Annotated in this window: 13 protein-coding genes; 3 read left to right on the forward strand and 10 right to left on the reverse strand. The window is 43.5% G+C overall.

The genetic code is table 11. From position 1 onward, the window contains the following. Window positions 1-55 precede the first annotated feature (55 nt). The 7 genes from VF412_RS16580 to VF412_RS16610 form a co-directional block, all read right to left on the reverse strand. Window positions 56-892: a protein-glutamate O-methyltransferase CheR gene (locus tag VF412_RS16580; RefSeq protein WP_331340379.1), complete on the reverse strand. Its 837-nt coding sequence runs from the start codon at window positions 890-892 to the stop codon at window positions 56-58. Continuing rightward, on the reverse strand, window positions 892-4,257 hold the full coding sequence (locus tag VF412_RS16585) for a response regulator (protein ID WP_331340380.1): 3,366 nt from the start codon (window positions 4,255-4,257) through the stop codon (window positions 892-894). The genes VF412_RS16580 and VF412_RS16585 overlap by 1 nt, the downstream gene beginning before the upstream one ends. 234 nt (window positions 4,258-4,491) lie before the next feature. Continuing rightward, window positions 4,492-5,979 carry a pyruvate kinase gene (gene pyk, locus VF412_RS16590; RefSeq protein ID WP_331340381.1) on the reverse strand — a complete coding sequence of 496 codons (1,488 nt, stop codon included), beginning with the start codon at window positions 5,977-5,979 and terminating at the stop codon, window positions 4,492-4,494. A gap of 4 nt (window positions 5,980-5,983) precedes the next feature. Continuing rightward, window positions 5,984-7,660, reverse strand: coding sequence for a hypothetical protein (locus VF412_RS16595; protein ID WP_331340382.1), 1,677 nt, complete (start codon window positions 7,658-7,660; stop codon window positions 5,984-5,986). Between the two features lie 86 nt (window positions 7,661-7,746). Then, on the reverse strand, window positions 7,747-8,484 hold the full coding sequence (locus tag VF412_RS16600) for a hypothetical protein (RefSeq protein WP_331340383.1): 738 nt from the start codon (window positions 8,482-8,484) through the stop codon (window positions 7,747-7,749). After that, window positions 8,484-9,164 (reverse strand): tetratricopeptide repeat protein, encoded by a 681-nt coding sequence (locus VF412_RS16605; RefSeq protein ID WP_331340384.1) that lies wholly within the window; start codon window positions 9,162-9,164, stop codon window positions 8,484-8,486. Before VF412_RS16605 ends, VF412_RS16600 begins: the two co-directional genes overlap by 1 nt. A 41-nt stretch (window positions 9,165-9,205) precedes the next feature. Then, the gene (locus tag VF412_RS16610) at window positions 9,206-9,916 is read right to left on the reverse strand and encodes a hypothetical protein (protein WP_331340385.1); all 711 of its coding nucleotides are present in this window, start codon (window positions 9,914-9,916) and stop codon (window positions 9,206-9,208) included. 130 nt (window positions 9,917-10,046) lie between these two features. Between VF412_RS16610 and VF412_RS16615 the strand changes: the two genes are divergently transcribed. Further along, entirely contained in the window at window positions 10,047-10,319 is a 273-nt protein-coding gene (locus VF412_RS16615) for an HU family DNA-binding protein (protein WP_331340386.1), read from the forward strand. Here VF412_RS16615 and VF412_RS16620 read toward each other — a convergent pair. Continuing rightward, a complete protein-coding gene (locus VF412_RS16620; protein ID WP_331340387.1) occupies window positions 10,282-10,728 on the reverse strand; it encodes a DUF4339 domain-containing protein in 447 nt (148 codons plus the stop codon). The genes VF412_RS16615 and VF412_RS16620 overlap by 38 nt on opposite strands. Beyond that, window positions 10,725-12,395, reverse strand: a complete 1,671-nt coding sequence (locus VF412_RS16625; RefSeq protein ID WP_331340388.1) for a ChaN family lipoprotein — start codon at window positions 12,393-12,395, stop codon at window positions 10,725-10,727. The genes VF412_RS16620 and VF412_RS16625 overlap by 4 nt, the downstream gene beginning before the upstream one ends. Before the next feature lie 73 nt (window positions 12,396-12,468). On the opposite strand from VF412_RS16625, the gene VF412_RS16630 reads away from it, so the two are divergent. Continuing rightward, window positions 12,469-13,677: a DsbA family protein gene (locus VF412_RS16630; RefSeq protein WP_331340389.1), complete on the forward strand. Its 1,209-nt coding sequence runs from the start codon at window positions 12,469-12,471 to the stop codon at window positions 13,675-13,677. A gap of 96 nt (window positions 13,678-13,773) precedes the next feature. On the opposite strand, the gene VF412_RS16635 is transcribed toward VF412_RS16630, so the two are convergent. Next, a complete protein-coding gene (locus VF412_RS16635; RefSeq protein ID WP_331340390.1) occupies window positions 13,774-14,343 on the reverse strand; it encodes a hypothetical protein in 570 nt (189 codons plus the stop codon). Window positions 14,344-14,514: 171 nt separating this feature from the next. Between VF412_RS16635 and VF412_RS16640 the strand changes: the two genes are divergently transcribed. Then, window positions 14,515-15,651, forward strand: coding sequence for a hypothetical protein (locus VF412_RS16640; protein ID WP_331340391.1), 1,137 nt, complete (start codon window positions 14,515-14,517; stop codon window positions 15,649-15,651). Window positions 15,652-15,720: the final 69 nt, after the last annotated feature.

Genomic DNA, 15,720 nt, shown 5'->3' on the forward strand with positions numbered 1-15,720 from the left:
GCCTTTATTAATAAATAAATTTTGCTATTAGTTAACAAATAATTAATTACAGTTTCTAAATTTTAAGTCTCTGATGCAGAATCGGATTTTTTTGATAAATGCGACTCGTGCTATCCACTACATCAAAACAGCTTTCATAAGGGGAAAATCGCAACGTCTCTTTCGAACCGAGCCCCAAAAATCCTCGATCACTCAGTGATTTATAAAATAAATCGAAAACCCGCGCTTGTAATTCCTTTTTAAAATAAATCATCACATTCCGGCAAAAGATCACATGACTCTCGACGAAAGATTCGTCCGTGACAAGATTATGATCCGAGAAGATTACGTTATCCCGCAGTGACGATCTAAAGCGCGCGAAATTATAATCAGCCGTGTAGTACTCAGAGGGACTGGCGTTTCCGCCCGCGGCTGTATAATTCTTTGTGAAGCTACGCACATTCTCGATGCTATAAATACCTTCCTTCGCCTTCTCCAACGAAGAGTGATTGATATCTGTTGCATAGATCAACGAGCGATCATACAACCCCTCTTCCTTGAGTAAGATAGCCAAACTGTAAACTTCTTCACCCGTACTGCATCCCGCAATCCAAAAATTCAAAGCTGGATAGGTTCGCAACATGGGCACAACCTTTTCACGAAATGCCACAAAGAAGCCAGGATCACGAAACATCTCAGTTGTAGAAATCGTTAAAAAGGGAATGATTTCTCTAAAAAAATCCGGCTCACGCAAAATGCGTGTCAGGAGATCCAATTCGTCCTTCATGCGATAAGTTATTAATAACTGCTGAATGCGTCGATCGAATGAACCTTCCGCATAGCCGTGAAAATCATAGCCATACTTCTGATATATACCATCTAGCAAAAGTTTATACGCGATCGACTCATTCATTATGAAATGGCCTCCAAAGCTTCAAGCCAGACCTTCAATACGGAAACAAGGTTTTCTAAATTGATCGGTTTTGGCAGATAGTCGTTTGCGCCCATTTCAATGCACTTTTCGTGATCGCCCTTCATAGCCTTCGCCGTTAAGGCAATAATCGGAGTCGTCGTGTGATTCGGCAATTGACGAATGCGACGAATCGCCTCATAACCATCCATTCGCGGCATCATGATATCCATCAAAATCACGTCAATGCGATTCATGTTAGCGACTTTTTCTAAAGCCTCAATGCCATCGCGAGCCACAACAACCTTAAAGCCTTTTCCTTCAAGGACATGGGTCAACGAGAACAAGTTTCTGATGTCGTCATCTACCAACAGCACATGACGACCTTCAAAACTCTTCTCACGACCGCGCAATTGACGAAGCAAATCTTTCTGTTCGTCTGGCAGATCCTTCTCCACACGGTGCAAGAATAAGTTCACCTCATCAAGCAGGCGCTCCGGCGAACGCACGCCTTTCAAAATAATACTTTCCGCAAACTTCCTTAAAGCCGCTTCCTCTTCACGAGAAAGATCTTGTCCTGTATAGACGATCACTGGCGGAACATGATCATGGATTTCATTTAATTTATTTAGAAACTCAGCTCCGCTCATATCAGGCAGGGCAAGATCCAAAATCACACAATCAAATTTTTCCTTTTTCAAGAAATCGAAAGCTTCAGCACCGTGAGCTGCTCCTACGATCTTGAGATCATAACCTGCAATTAAACGCATGATGGATTCACGCTGGATTTGATCATCCTCAACTACCAGAACACTGCGAGCTTTTTTAGAAACAATTTCTTCAATATGCCTCAAAGCCCCTTTTACCCCCTCAAGGGTCGCCGGCTTGGCCAAATAACCCATAGCGCCCATGCGTAGCGTATTTTGCTGGTACTCCAAACCTGAAATCATATGGACCGGGACATGGCGAAGCTTCGACTTTTGCTTAATTGATTCCAGCAATCCAACGCCGCTGACACCCGGAAGTTTAATATCAAGCATAATGGCCGTCGGAATATATTTTTCCAAAATGGACAATGCAAACTCACCCGTCTCAGCTTCAAGAGGAAAATATCCATACCCCTTCGACGCCTCCGCCACAAGACAACGACAGGTCTCATCATCCTCTACGATCAAAAGAGTTTTCGGATGACTCTTCACAGATTCAAGAATTTTATGAAGCTTTTCATCTTGAATGATCGAGGGACGTTCTTCCGCAACTTTTGCGATCGTCACTTGTCGATTATCCAAATTAATTTCTTGAGTGCCCCCTGGAAGTTCAAAGGGAACTTCCAAAGTAAATACACTTCCCTGGCCCACTTCACTTTCGACGGTGATGTGGCCCCCCAGAAGACCTGCTAGCTCTTTAGAAATAGTTAACCCTAGGCCGGTTCCACCGTACTTACGGCTGATCGAACTGTCACCCTGTTCAAAAGCATTGAAGATGACAGATTTTTTTTCCGGAGAAATACCAACGCCGGTATCTTTAATTGAAATGACAACAAAGCCATTTTGTTTGCTCGACAAAGAAACGGCAATAGTAATTGATCCTTTCTCTGTAAACTTCACGGCATTCGATAAGAAGTTACGAAGGATTTGCTCAATGCGCTGCAAATCCGAATGCATCGGCAATGCCTTCAGTTCATCATTGGCATCTATCAATAGAGAGAGGCCTTTTTTATTTGTCTGGGGCAAGAAAGTGGCCTGAAGCTGGGAAATCAAACTGCCTAAAGAGAAACGTTCGGCGCGCAAATTCAGCTTGCGCGCTTCGATTTTCGAAATATCCAGGATGTCACTGATCAAACCTAACAAGTCATTGCCAGCGTCATAAATGGTCGAAGCAAAGTTCACTTGCTGATCTGTCAAATTGCCATCTTTGTTTTCACGAAGAAGTGTCGCCAGGATTAGCAAACTATTCAGCGGAGTGCGAAGCTCATGGGACATCTTCGCCAAGAATTCAGATTTGTATTGATTTGTTTTTTCAAGATCCAGGGCTTTCGCCTCCACATCTCTACGAGACACTTCAAGCTCGCGATTTTTTGAGTTCAAAGATTCTTGTTGAATCTCCAAAGCCCGAGCTTGCTCTTCAAGCTCTTCATTGCTGGCGCGAAGCTCCTCTTGTTGTGCCTGCAACTCTTGCGCTTGCTCTTGAGTCATACTCAACAATACTTGCAAACCTTCTTTGGAAATGGCCGAGCTTATTCCTGTTGCAAGAATCTCCGACAACCTATCAAGGAATTGCTTTTCTTCTTCGCTTGGCGATTTTAAAAATGCAAGCTCAATAACGCCAATCGCGCGTCCCCATATAAATAAAGGTAACAACAAAAGACTCTGTGGAGCACTTTGCCCTAAACTCGATTCGATATTGATGTAATTACTTGGAAGACTTGTGATCTCCAAAAGCTCGTTCTTCTTAACTGCCTCGCCTAGAAGCGTCTCACCTACCTGCAGTTTCTTTGGACGAGTTTCTTTGCCATGATAGCCATGTGCATAACTTCCACGGAGCGTCAGAAGACCATCTTCAAGAACATAAAGACTTCCATAGGGAGCATTCAATAAGCGGCTTAAGATCGACAAAATTTTTGTGCTCAACTCATCAATCATAAGATCTTCGGCCATAACAGCGGCAACTTCCGCAATACGCGCCTGCGACCAAGCTTCGCGGGTCTGACGACGATTTTCTTCGTGTTGTCGACGCCAATTACGGCGAATAAAGAAAAATGCAGCACTAGCCAACCCCAGATTCACAAGCATAGACAAGATCCAAGAAATATACCCCAGTTGCTCGGTCTGTTGAGCTTTCTGCGTGCGAACCTCTTGAAGACGAAGCTCTTCGTCCTTCATCTCCTTCAGTTCCTGACGTAAACGATCCATCACAAGCTTACCATCGGATGGAAGAGGGGCTTTCATCTTTGCTGGTTGATAATTATTGATCGCCTCTTTCAAAGTGGCTTCGCGATCCTTCAAAGTTTTCTCTAGTTCAGTCATCGCAGAGACTTGCCTTGGATTATCTAGGGTCAGACCTTTAAGATTGCGATAATGAAGCCACACATCCTGAATACCCGAAGTGAACGGCTCGAGATAATCTTGCCTTCGCGTGAGTAAATATCCGCGAACACCGGTCTCGGCATCTTTCATCGCAGAAAGAGTCAGATCAATTTCAGAAATGACTTTTGCAGTATGCTCAACCCACCACTGTTGCTCGCGCATATTTCTAAAGGAACTGAATAGCAAAAGTGAATTCAATACGATAAGAATCGCGGCAATAACAAAAAATGTTTTTAAGGTTGTGAATCGTGTACCGACGCTTTCATCTTTATCTTCAGCCACAATAAATCCCTCAAACAAAATTTAGGAATACATAAAGTAGCTTTCGTATCACATATGAAAAATAGAGAAAATGACGAGAGAAGGTTTTAATCAGAAATTGATAGTTCACTCAGAAGGGAGCACTTACTTAGTACTCCCCTAAATTTTTTTGAAACCAATTTTAGTTGTATTTTAAATGGTCTTTAACATGAAGCGCTGCGCATGGTGTCCCCAGAGGCGAAGCGCAACAGCTCACTATGTGATAAGGGGATCTTGCTGACAGCGCAACGGCAACTGATCATCAGCAAGCTTTGAATATGATTCTCCACTCACTGTATGAACGTAGATAGAATTTGTCTTCGCACCTTGAGCAATCGGTTGCCCCAGAGTCAAAATCACGCGATCCCCTGTCTTCGCTAAACCATGCGTGACTAGCAATTGATCTACCTGAGTCAGGATATCTTCCATCGTCTTGTATGGCTTAATCACGTGCGTTTGAATACCCCAGTTCATCTCCATCGCATTCAATACATCCATGTGCTGAGTGATTGAGATAATACGCGCACGCGGTCTAAAACTAGAAATGATATTCGCTGTTTTACCAGAAGTGGTTAAACATAAAATTGCAGTGGCGTTGAGCTTCAAAGCACTCAGCGACGCACTTGCCGCAATCGCAGCAGGAGCACTTAAGAACTCATTCTCAAGAGAGATCTTATAATATTCCTCTTCGTTATTTTCTACTTCACAGATAATTTCGTGCATCGTGCGAATACACTTGAATGGATACTTTCCGCTCGCAGATTCTGCCGACAACATCAAAGCATCCGATCCATCAAGAACTGCATTGGCGACGTCAGTAATCTCGGCACGTGTTGGTCGAGGATTCTCAACCATACTATCCAACATTTGAGTCGCTGTGATGACAGGACGACCCAACTGATTACAAACAGCGATGATACGTTTTTGGAACCCCGGCAAACGACTCTGACCGACTTCGACTGCCAGATCTCCACGAGCCACCATCACCACATCACTTAAACGACAGATCTCTTCCAGATTTTCAATAGCTTCGATCATCTCGATCTTTGCTACGATTTTTGCATTGGAATTTCTTGATTCGATAATTTCACGAAGCTTGCGGATATCACGAGCATGACGAACGAAACTTAAAGCGATATAATCCACTTTGTTTTCAATGCCAAACTCAAGATCTGTAAGATCTTTTTCAGTCATGCAATCCACTGGCAAATTCACGCCTGGCAAGTTCATGCCTTTGCGATCTTTCAAGATGCCACCGTAAACAACTTCCACATCCAACTCTTCACCACGGACTGCCAGAACCTTAAGCTCCATCAAACCGTCATCCAGGAGAATTTTCGTTCCTGGAACGCATGCCAAAGGAAGCTCTTTGAAATCTGATGGAATCAAACCTGGCTTACCCAAAACTGGAGCGGTTGTAATAACCAATTTATCACCAGGCTTAATTTCGATAGAGCCATTTTCAAACTTGCCCACGCGAATTTTAGGACCTTGAAGATCCTGAAGAATCGCCACGGGGGCACGAAGTTCTTTCGACAGTTTTCGTAGAGAGTGAACAACCTTAAGGTGATCCTCATGGCTACCGTGAGAAAAATTAAGGCGAGCCACGTTCATGCCCGCCTTAATTGCTTTTTCTAGATTTTTTTCATCACGAGTGGATGGCCCGATTGTAGCCACAATTTTTGCTCGTCGATCTGCTAACATTTAACTACGCCTTCCTAGAATATGAACTCATCTTTGTAGCTAAGTTTTGCATATCTTCTTGGTGACGTCTATTCATTCTATCAAGCTGATCTTGGTGTGACTCGTTGAGCTGCGCCATGCGTGCTTCATACTTCATCTCCAAAGATTGCTTTTCATTTTTAGCACTCTTGTCACGTTCATCGAGGCGCTGATTGTACTGAGTTTCCATGCGCTTCAATTCGCGCTCCTGATTGTCTTTCATCTGATCAATTTTAGATTCGTAATTCTTCACCGTCTGTTCCAGCTTCGAGTTAAAGCTAGCTTCCATCCCGCGGAATCGCTCTGTCATGACCTTGTTAAGTGTCACTTGATCTTGCTCAGCACGTTGACGTTGTCCATCCATACGCTCTGTATAGTTGTCATTCATCTGATCTAAAGAGTCCGCATAATACTGACCCAATTTCTTTTCATTTTTATTTGTTACATCAACGATTTTTTGTACGCGAGACTCCGCGCTGTTTGTCACTTGCTGAATCTGATCTTGATGCTGCTGCTGCATCATTTCACGCTCTTGACGATGGCGTGAGTTTTCCATGTTTGCTTGAGATTTAGCCTCACGATCAGCATTCTGCAAAAGCTTTTGCGTACGCGTATTCATGGAATCCACGCGCTCGTCGTTAAGTTCCTTCATATGAGAAACGGCATCTTCGCGCTGCTGGTTTACCAGATCCATGCGTTTCTCATAGGCTGTCGTCAAATTACGGCGCTCGATACCGCGTAATTTTTCATTCTTCGACATCTCATTATTTAGCTTACTGTTCAAGCGTTGAATCTGACTATCTCGAGAACGAATTTGCGTATTCACACGGTCATTGACTGAATCACGGAACGATTCATTTTCTTCGTCAATGCTTGCCGTTTTGCGGGCCAAAGAGTTCTCATACTTATTACGAATAGCCCCACGCTCTTCGCTCATCTGCTGTTGCTTCATATCTAGATTGTCAGCATATTCTTCGCGATCATTAGTGACTGTATCTTTAAGCTTTTGAGACCAGCGAGAATTATCCGCCTCACGCTGCCGCTGCCCTTCGCGCAGGCGTTCTTCATAAGACTTACGCATGTCATTTGCATTGCGCTGCTGAGACGCCAACGTTTCGTGATGCGCCTCAAGCATGGCATTACGTTCTTTCTCGTGAGCCTCATTAAGTTTACGACTGTTTTCTTGAACGGTTTTTTGAGCTTTTTCTCGATTGCCCTCAATAACATTCTCAAAGCGCTCGTCACGCTTCTTGATCTCGTCATTCATTTGCCCGACAAGATTTTGTTTTTGATTCTCAGAGATTTCTTTTTGCTTTTTAATCTCACCCGTATAAGTGTTTTTTTGCTGCTCACGATCATTGTAAGCATCTTCCATCTTATTACGCAGAGATTCACGATAGGTCTGACGAACTTCATCAATTTTTCGATTGTTGGCCATATCGCGATCACTCAAAGTCTCGCGATTGCGATCCTTAAGTTCGGCGATGCGAGTCTCATAATCATCAGTGATATTCTTGATTTCGTCATGGTGACGAGTTTCCATACGCTTAAGCTCTTGAGCTCGGCGTTTGTTATTTTCAGTCTCGCGATTTTCGTAATCCTCGCGAGTATTGCGTACGATATCGTCCTGACGTGCGCGGTCCGATGATGAAATAGAAGACATCCTATCCTCCCAGACCTCAGGTTAACATGTGTCTGAAAGGGCACTTAGAGGTTCCTCTGCGATTCTACAAAAATCAGGACCTAAATCTAGCGTTCAAATGTACGTTGGAAGTAAATATTCTTGATCTTCTGGCGTTCCGCCGCGTCTTGACGTCTTTTCTCTTCAGCCTTGCGCTCCTCTTCGGCCACTGCCGCTAATTTGCGCTCTGTCGTTTTTTGATAAATGAAAGCACTCTTCTCAGTCAAGTCACCCCAATTTTCTTTAAGATCCTTGACCTCTTTTACGAAGTTTTCCTTTGTTCCGGTATACATGGAATTCCACAACGGCAAATGTTCCTTCATATCAATGGGACGAATCATGCCGTACTCGTTTTGCCCCTTAGAGTTGATGCCACTCACCCAAAACTCAAACCCCGTCGGAACTTCCAACTTTTTACCGTCACGCAAAGTCACTTCCAAATCCGCATCAATATTGCGGATCACGACTTTATTCGCCTCCTGCAAAAGCCAATACTGTCCTTGCGGAGCCTTGACTGTAGCATAAGGAGTTTCCACATCGATTCCGTCAGCCTTTTCAACCCACAAAGTACCCTGCACCAAACGCCACTGATGAGAAGTTAAACGCATAAGAGTTGAGTTTTCGTTGGCATGAAGGCTTAACTCACCTTGGCTTAAATGAAACGCAGGCCCAGTGACATGAATCGAGCAAGTCTCTTTAGCTTTTAGACATGACTCTGGATTCAAAAGAACATCGCCAGCGGCACGCACGCGAACTTCCATTTGAAAAGCCAGCAGAAAGATGAAAAGCTTCACGAACTTCTTCATTATTTATACTCGACACTTTGAGCAAGTTTGCGAGCTTGCTCTTTCAATTTTTCATTTTTGAAGTTTTTAGCGACGGTTTTATAGACTTCGGAAGCCTCTTCCACTTGATTATTGGCTTCGCTAATTTGCCCCATTCTTAAAAGAATAAATCCTGTCAAATCATTATCTGGATATTGAGAGACCATGGCATCGATCTCTTGCAAACAACTCTTGAAGTCTTTCTTCAGGTAATAACTTTCAGCAATGAAAAATTTCGCTTCAACTGTATGACTTGAAAGAGGATATTTCTCCGTCAAAGTGCTGAATTGTTGAATCGCTTTATCGTAGCTTTGCGAGTTAAAGAACTTCTTTCCCTTTTCAAATAAAACAGGAGACAAATCAACGACTTCATCGCTTGCGGGCGAGCGCACAGAAGACGCAAGATTCTTAAGTTCATATTTCGCTTGAAGTTTTTTATTATCAGGCAGAACTTGTGCAACAGTTTGTTGGAAGTCTTTGAGTTGATAAGTTAAAAGTGAATTGTCGAATTTCTCTTTATCTACTTGCTTTTGCAGGACTGTTAAGCGCATTTCATATTCTTGGTGGCCATTGAAATAGCCAACAAAAACTGCGTAGACGCCTAAAAGACCTGCAGTCAGACAAAGACAGAAAATTACAAACAGTGAGGATTGATTCTTCATGCCTCACTTATCGGCAAAAACCGATAAATATTGAGACTGTCTTATTTTGAAACGACGTTCTGGTCGTAGGTATAGACGGACTCTGCATCGAGATCTTTCCACTTCCCATCAACCTGCTTTTTTACCTGCACACGACCCTTCATAACCATGAGTTTTTTTGAATCCACCGCATACCACAAATGTATGGGGTCCACGATGGCAGCGATCACAAAACTTGTAGGTTTCATGCGAAGCTCCATCCATTTTTTTCCTTCATGATCAGATTCCCCCATTTTCTGCAAAGTAAAACCCACCGTCTCGCGACGATCCCACACGGCGTAACGAACAGGAACTGCAGTTCCTGCATTCAACTCGCCCCAGTGAGCTCGCACAAAGGCCGAGAAATTTGCAGGGCATAAAATGTCTCCACTTACTTTTTCTTCTGCCGTTTTCTTTTTCCCATCACCTTCGTAGGTGAAATACACTTTGCCATCACGAACCTCGATATGACCTTTTTCATTCGTTTGAGGGCGATCAATTGTATAGTCTTTCAAATCAGCACCGGAAATAAGACCCGTCTCTTCTAGAGCAGTTTTCCCCTGCAAATCCCTAAAAACTGTGTGAAACTTTGCTCCGTCTGACGATGGAGTTGATTCAATGATTGCGGTATACAATTTTTCATTTCTTTGAGAATTCAAGTCATAAAGCACAGCAGAAGTTTTTTCTTGCGCAAAAGAAACGGAAATAATCAATGCTCCGATTATTGTTAACATATTCACTCCCTTTACAACGGCTGAGAGCCGCATCATTTTCAAGACCTAAAGACTAATTCATTTTATTTAACTTGACCATTTTTAGAGCAAAACTTAATTTCTGTTTCCTGTCAGCTGAAGGACTTCTGGAATGAACAAAGCTCAATTGGTCGAACTTGTTGCCGAAAAAACAAAATCAACAAAGTCTCAATCAGAACAAATCTTAGACGCCACACTTAAAGTGATTCAAGAAGCACTCAAAAAAGGGGACGAAGTCAAACTTGTGGGTTTCGGCACATTCTCCAGGACTTCTCGCAAGCCCCGTCAAGGTCGCAATCCGAAAACAGGCGAAACCGTTAAAATCCCCAGCACGTACGTTCCTCGTTTTAAGCCAGGGAAGGATCTGAAAGACTCTTTGAAGTAATCGCAGCGGCGAACTCGCTGCGATCTTTGAGCTGACACCACCCGCTCAATCCACTTTTCCAAATATATTGATAAGGCGACACCCTGCCATTTTGCAAAAGCGATTTTAGTTCTTTCACCGTATACGGGCCTTCTTGCAACGGCTTTGAACCGTCTTTCTGCTCAACCAGCAAAACCCATTCTGAAACCTCTTCATTGATATCACCCCCAGGAATCAGACCTTGAACTGCAGGGAACAGCTGAAACTCAAACACTCCCCATTCAGAAGCTGGTTTCCATGAACTTGTGTTATCACAAATTAAATCTTGAGGACCAATTTCGCCGCGATATACTTTGCCGCGCATTTCTTCCATCGAGAACGGTCCTTGAGGTTTCAAGTTCAGGTTGCAATACCATTGTTGTGCTTTCATAGTTTTTCTTTCTTGCTGTGAAATGGTGCCGGCAAAGATTCAATAACTTCTAGGATTGCGTAATAAGCCACTTCAAAATTTTCATTATCCAAAGGCTTCTTTAAAAAACTCATCAACGTTTTTGTGCCGACCAGATTCTCGTGATAGCCGGTGTAAAGACGCTCCCCCATCATGCCTCCCAAAAGGCGCGCCGCTAAGACGTAACTCCATTTGCGACGAGGACGTGCTTGCAGGCGATGTTGCGGAACTCCCGTAATCACCATCAACTCGTGCATTTTCTGGGCAAGTGCCAATTGCAAAGCTTCTTTTCCAAGATCCGAGGGACCACGAGAGGTCAGGCTTGCTTTAATGTCAGCAATCGTATCAGTTTTTCGTTTATGATTGATCACTTTCGAACCAAAATAAGAAACCGCATCCATCCAAATCAAACGCAAGAAATCCGCTGGCACATCAGAGAAAAGCGTCTTATATCCACCCCACTGCGCATGGATAAACTGCATAGCCAAAGAAGCTGCGTGATTCACGGTTGCTCGAGCCAAGTAGGCCGTCTCAATTTCTGGAAGATAGAAAGACATCTCGTCCGCAATTAAGGATTCAATCCACTTCATTTTCTTTTGATCGTATTTTTCTCGAACTTGCACCCAGAAAGCCGCATCCCCTGCCGTATAAACAGAAAGATTCGCCACAGACACTGGCTGTCCTAACTCTTCCGAGATGATTTGCACATAACGACCAATATGATCCGTATAATCTAACTGATCTTCGTCATCCTCATCATCCCAATCATCGTCCTCATCTTCATCAGCTGGCTGAAATTGCAAGCCCACATCGTAAGTTTGCTCCAGGTACATCAAATAGTTCTGCCACTTCACCCATGGAGGCACGCTCATCAGGCAAAATGTATTATGCCCCAAACGAACAAGATCAGTGGTTGCTTCCAGCTCTTGTTTCAAAAGTTGAAAATAGATTTTTTCCGCGTTCTGAAATAAACGTAGAATTTTCTTCGCAAAAGGCTTCCCTAAATTCTTAATTATCTCTTCGGGGATATGAGCGCCCGCCAAATGCAGGTCTCCATAAATAACAAAAACCAAGGCTTCGGGATCCATTTTCACAAGTTCCGCAATTTTTTTGCCTGCGAAAATGTCCCGAGACTTCAGTGTCGTGGCATTGCGTTTCTTATAACTTTTATTAATGCCAACAACCGCAACCCTTTGCTTCTGAGCCCAACGTAACAAAGGCCGATAATGCTCCCACGGAAACCCCCAACGAGTTTCCCAATGAACAGCTTTGAGAAAGTCTTTTTCGGAAAGTCTGCCATTCAAATATTTATCAATCTTGTCTTGATCTGAGGCTTCAAAAAATTCAACCGCAAGAATGACCCTACGATCTTTAGGAATATTTCGAAGAATACGGACCTGGGCTTTTTGCGATTGATGGAGGGCGTGAAAATCCCCCATTAGGACGACCTGAGACTGGGCGATTCGCTCCCACAGATCCTCCTTCGTCGCAGCTTGCCACTTCTTTGCGAACTCGGAATCATAGACCTTATGATAGCGCATCAATTCTGGGGTGTCCTCCCCCAAACGATGGCGCACCTGCTTTTGCATTTGCAGGTAGAGGTCTTTTCGAATGCGTATCCACTTCTCTAAATCAGTCAACGTTCTCATCCTTGAGTCAGCCTCATCATTTTCACACAAATTATATTGATTTCAAGCGACAAACTAAGATTCAATAAAGGGCATGAAAAACAACGGCAGCAACAAAAATACATTTCTTCTTTTGGCTATTGTCTCCACGATCATCACAATGGGTTTGCACATCTACCTTTCTCAGCACTATTACGGTGTAAAGTTTGGTTTGGCTGAAGCAGGTTCCGTTTGTAACATCAATCAGAAGTTTAACTGTGACGCCGTCACTGCAAGCCGCTTTTCTGATTTCCTCGGGGTGCCGGTAGCCCTTTGGGGTCTTGCAACAAACTCAGTCCTTCTCTTTTTCCTATTCGTGACTCGTCAAAATCTAACCCAAGATCGTGCTAAAACATCTCGCTATGCTTTCTTACTTTCTTTGGTTGTTCTTTTGGCCTCCGTCGTGATGGGAACGATCTCTTTGACAGCCATGTCGAATCTTTGCATTTTCTGCATCACAGCTTATGTATTCTCAATCATCACATTTGCTTGTACATTGACTGGAGCCGAGAACTTAAGTGTTCAAAACTTAATCGAAGACATTAAAGATATCTTTACCAGTGACAGATGGGTTCTTGGATTCTTAGCTGCAATTCCAGTGATTTCATTTGGTGCAAATCTTATGTATCTTGAAAGTCATGGCTTAGGCGACGTCGAGAAAGTCGCCAACGAGAAGGTTTCTTACTGGCTCTCGGCGCCGACCGTGACCTTGGATCCTACAGCGGGTCTGCAAATGCAAGCAGGCACTCAGACTCCAATCATGAATATCGTCGAGTTCGCTGATTTCCGCTGTCCACACTGCAAACATGCAGCCCCAAGCATTCACGCCTTCGTACAAAGTCACCCGGACGTGAAATTGACCTTCAAACCATTCCCTCTTGATGGAACTTGCAACGATGCGATTCAAGGCGGCGGCGATGGTATCTCTTGCGGCCTGGCGTTCGCAGTCATGTGCTCAGAACAAATCAACAAAACAGGTTGGAAAGCTCACGATTACTTATTCGAAAACCAAATGGACATCATTCAAGATCAGAACTTGGATAAAAACCTTCAATCACTTTCTACTGTGGTAGGAATTCCAAAAGACGACTTGAAAAAATGCGTAGAAGCCCCTGAAACAAAAGCACTAGTCATTAAAATAGCAAAAGAAGGTGCTGACGCCAAAATCCGCGGAACACCAACAGTGTTCGTTAACAATAAGGTCCTAGAAGGTGGTCAATTGATCCCTGTCTTGGATGCCGCTTATAAATCTCTAAGAAAGTAAATGATCTCGCCTCTCCAATTAGCGCTTCAACTGAGGCGCTAATAAGTAAGCACAAAGACGTACATTCAGCACGCCGAAAAAGAGCACAAGGAAAACCTAGAAACCAATTCGCTCGGCGAGGAAGTTCGCAATCTTTCCAAAGCTGTCGTCGAAGACGATGATACTTGTTTTCATCAGGCCGTTCACGATATCCAACCAGAATGCCAAGATGATAATCCCTAGTGCTGCAAACCACAAAGCACGAACCACATAAATTGTCGAACGCACGTCTGCGATACGCAGATCCCCTTGAATTTTCTCAACAACTTTAAGGATATATTGAAGTTCCTTGTAGTGTTCTTTGAACTTTTCACGAAGTTCCTGCTGCTTGGCGCGAGTCAAAGAGTTAATCCCTGGGAAACTTCTCTTTGCCTTGATAGCATAAATCAAGTCAATCGAGTGATGAATATAACGAGTCACCTTTCCCTTAAAATCAGGATACTCTGAAGGCCTCTCTAAGAAGTCCTTCAGTTCTTCAATTGCCTTGTCATAGCGTTCCGCCAGAACCCACGTCAGAATATTATAGCGAAGCGAATCGGGTTTCCCCATGTCACCTTTATCACCCACATCAAAGAGTGAATCGCCTTTTTCGGCCGCATTAGAATCTTTAATTGCTGGAACTGCCATATTCTTCCTTGTCGGCGGAAACAGTTCTGGCATTAAACCTCATGAAATTCGCCATTCTTTTAGACAATTTCCACAGTCTTTGGTCTAGCTTTCGAGGCTTAGGTTTGACGACCAACGTCCCGTCTTGAGAAACTTAAGACTAGGGCGACCTAGACTTCATGGAGGAGGGCTATGGACACCGAGCAATTCCGAAGCGCTAAATTAGGACATTTAGATTTTCAACAAGATCTAAAACAGAACAAACAACAGGCACAGACTGTTGGCAACATCCCGTTGCCAGACGAACTCCCTCAGAGAGCAGACCTTTCGCACTTGCCTAAGGAAATCTTAAAGTCTTCAACTGTCGAAAATCTCATTTCACAAAATGAAGATCTGATGGCTCGCTTGAAAGTGGCTCTACGCAGACTTTCATTGCTTGAGACAGAAAATCAAAAAATGAGCGAAGAGACCAACAAGGCTCGCCTGGCTCAGTCCTCTATCACCGATCAAATTTTAGTTTGGCGCGAGAAAGACAATCTTTGGAAACAAAAATTTGATCAAATCGAACGCGAAAAGGAAATTCAAACGGAAAAACTTCGCGCCCTTCAGGAGCGTGTAAAAACAATGACTGTTGATTTGATCCGTCATGAAAAATACCATGACCGTATCAAAAACCAAGTGAAGCCCTACATAACGCAGTTAAAGGAATACTCACGCACTCAAGACCTAAAGCTTAAGGATCTGGAAGAAACAACAGCTCATCGCGAAGCTCAACTTCGCGACATTCGCCATCAAATGGGCGAACTAACTAAAAACTCCCGTTACCAAGTCGAAGCTGCCGAGAAAAAAGCAAAAGAGATGATCCAATTTTATGAGGATCAAATCCAAAGCATGACCAAAGAACTTCACGTGCTCCATCAGGCTCAAGAAGATCTTGAAGTAAAAACCTTAAAGCTTCATACGGCACTTGAACGCCAAGACGCCCTTGAGAACGAATTGGTTACAGTCCGTCGCAGCAAAGAGGATCTTAAAATAAGACTTGAAGAGGAGATTGAACGCCTGCAAGAGCGCCAAAGTGAGTTGATTCGCCAAAATCAAAAACTTGGAGTTGAGCATGCGGATTTACAAATTCGCGTCGTTGAAGATCAAGAGAAGATTCAACGTTTAGAACGTGAAAATCGCCAATACCTCGAACAACTTGAAAGCTTGCGGTATATGTGGAACGCCAAAAACGAAGAGAACGAAAAACTCAAAGTGGCGGCCACAGCTCTCGAACGACTCAACATTGAGCTCAGCCAAAAGCTCAATGAGCTTCGAAAAGAATCTTAGAATCGGAAATATAAAAAGGGAGCCAGAGGCTCCCTTTTTTATTAACAACAACGTTCTTCCAAAGTTTAA

Origin of the sequence: Bdellovibrio sp., from assembly GCF_036384735.1 — a bacterium.
Classification (GTDB): domain Bacteria; phylum Bdellovibrionota; class Bdellovibrionia; order Bdellovibrionales; family Bdellovibrionaceae; genus Bdellovibrio.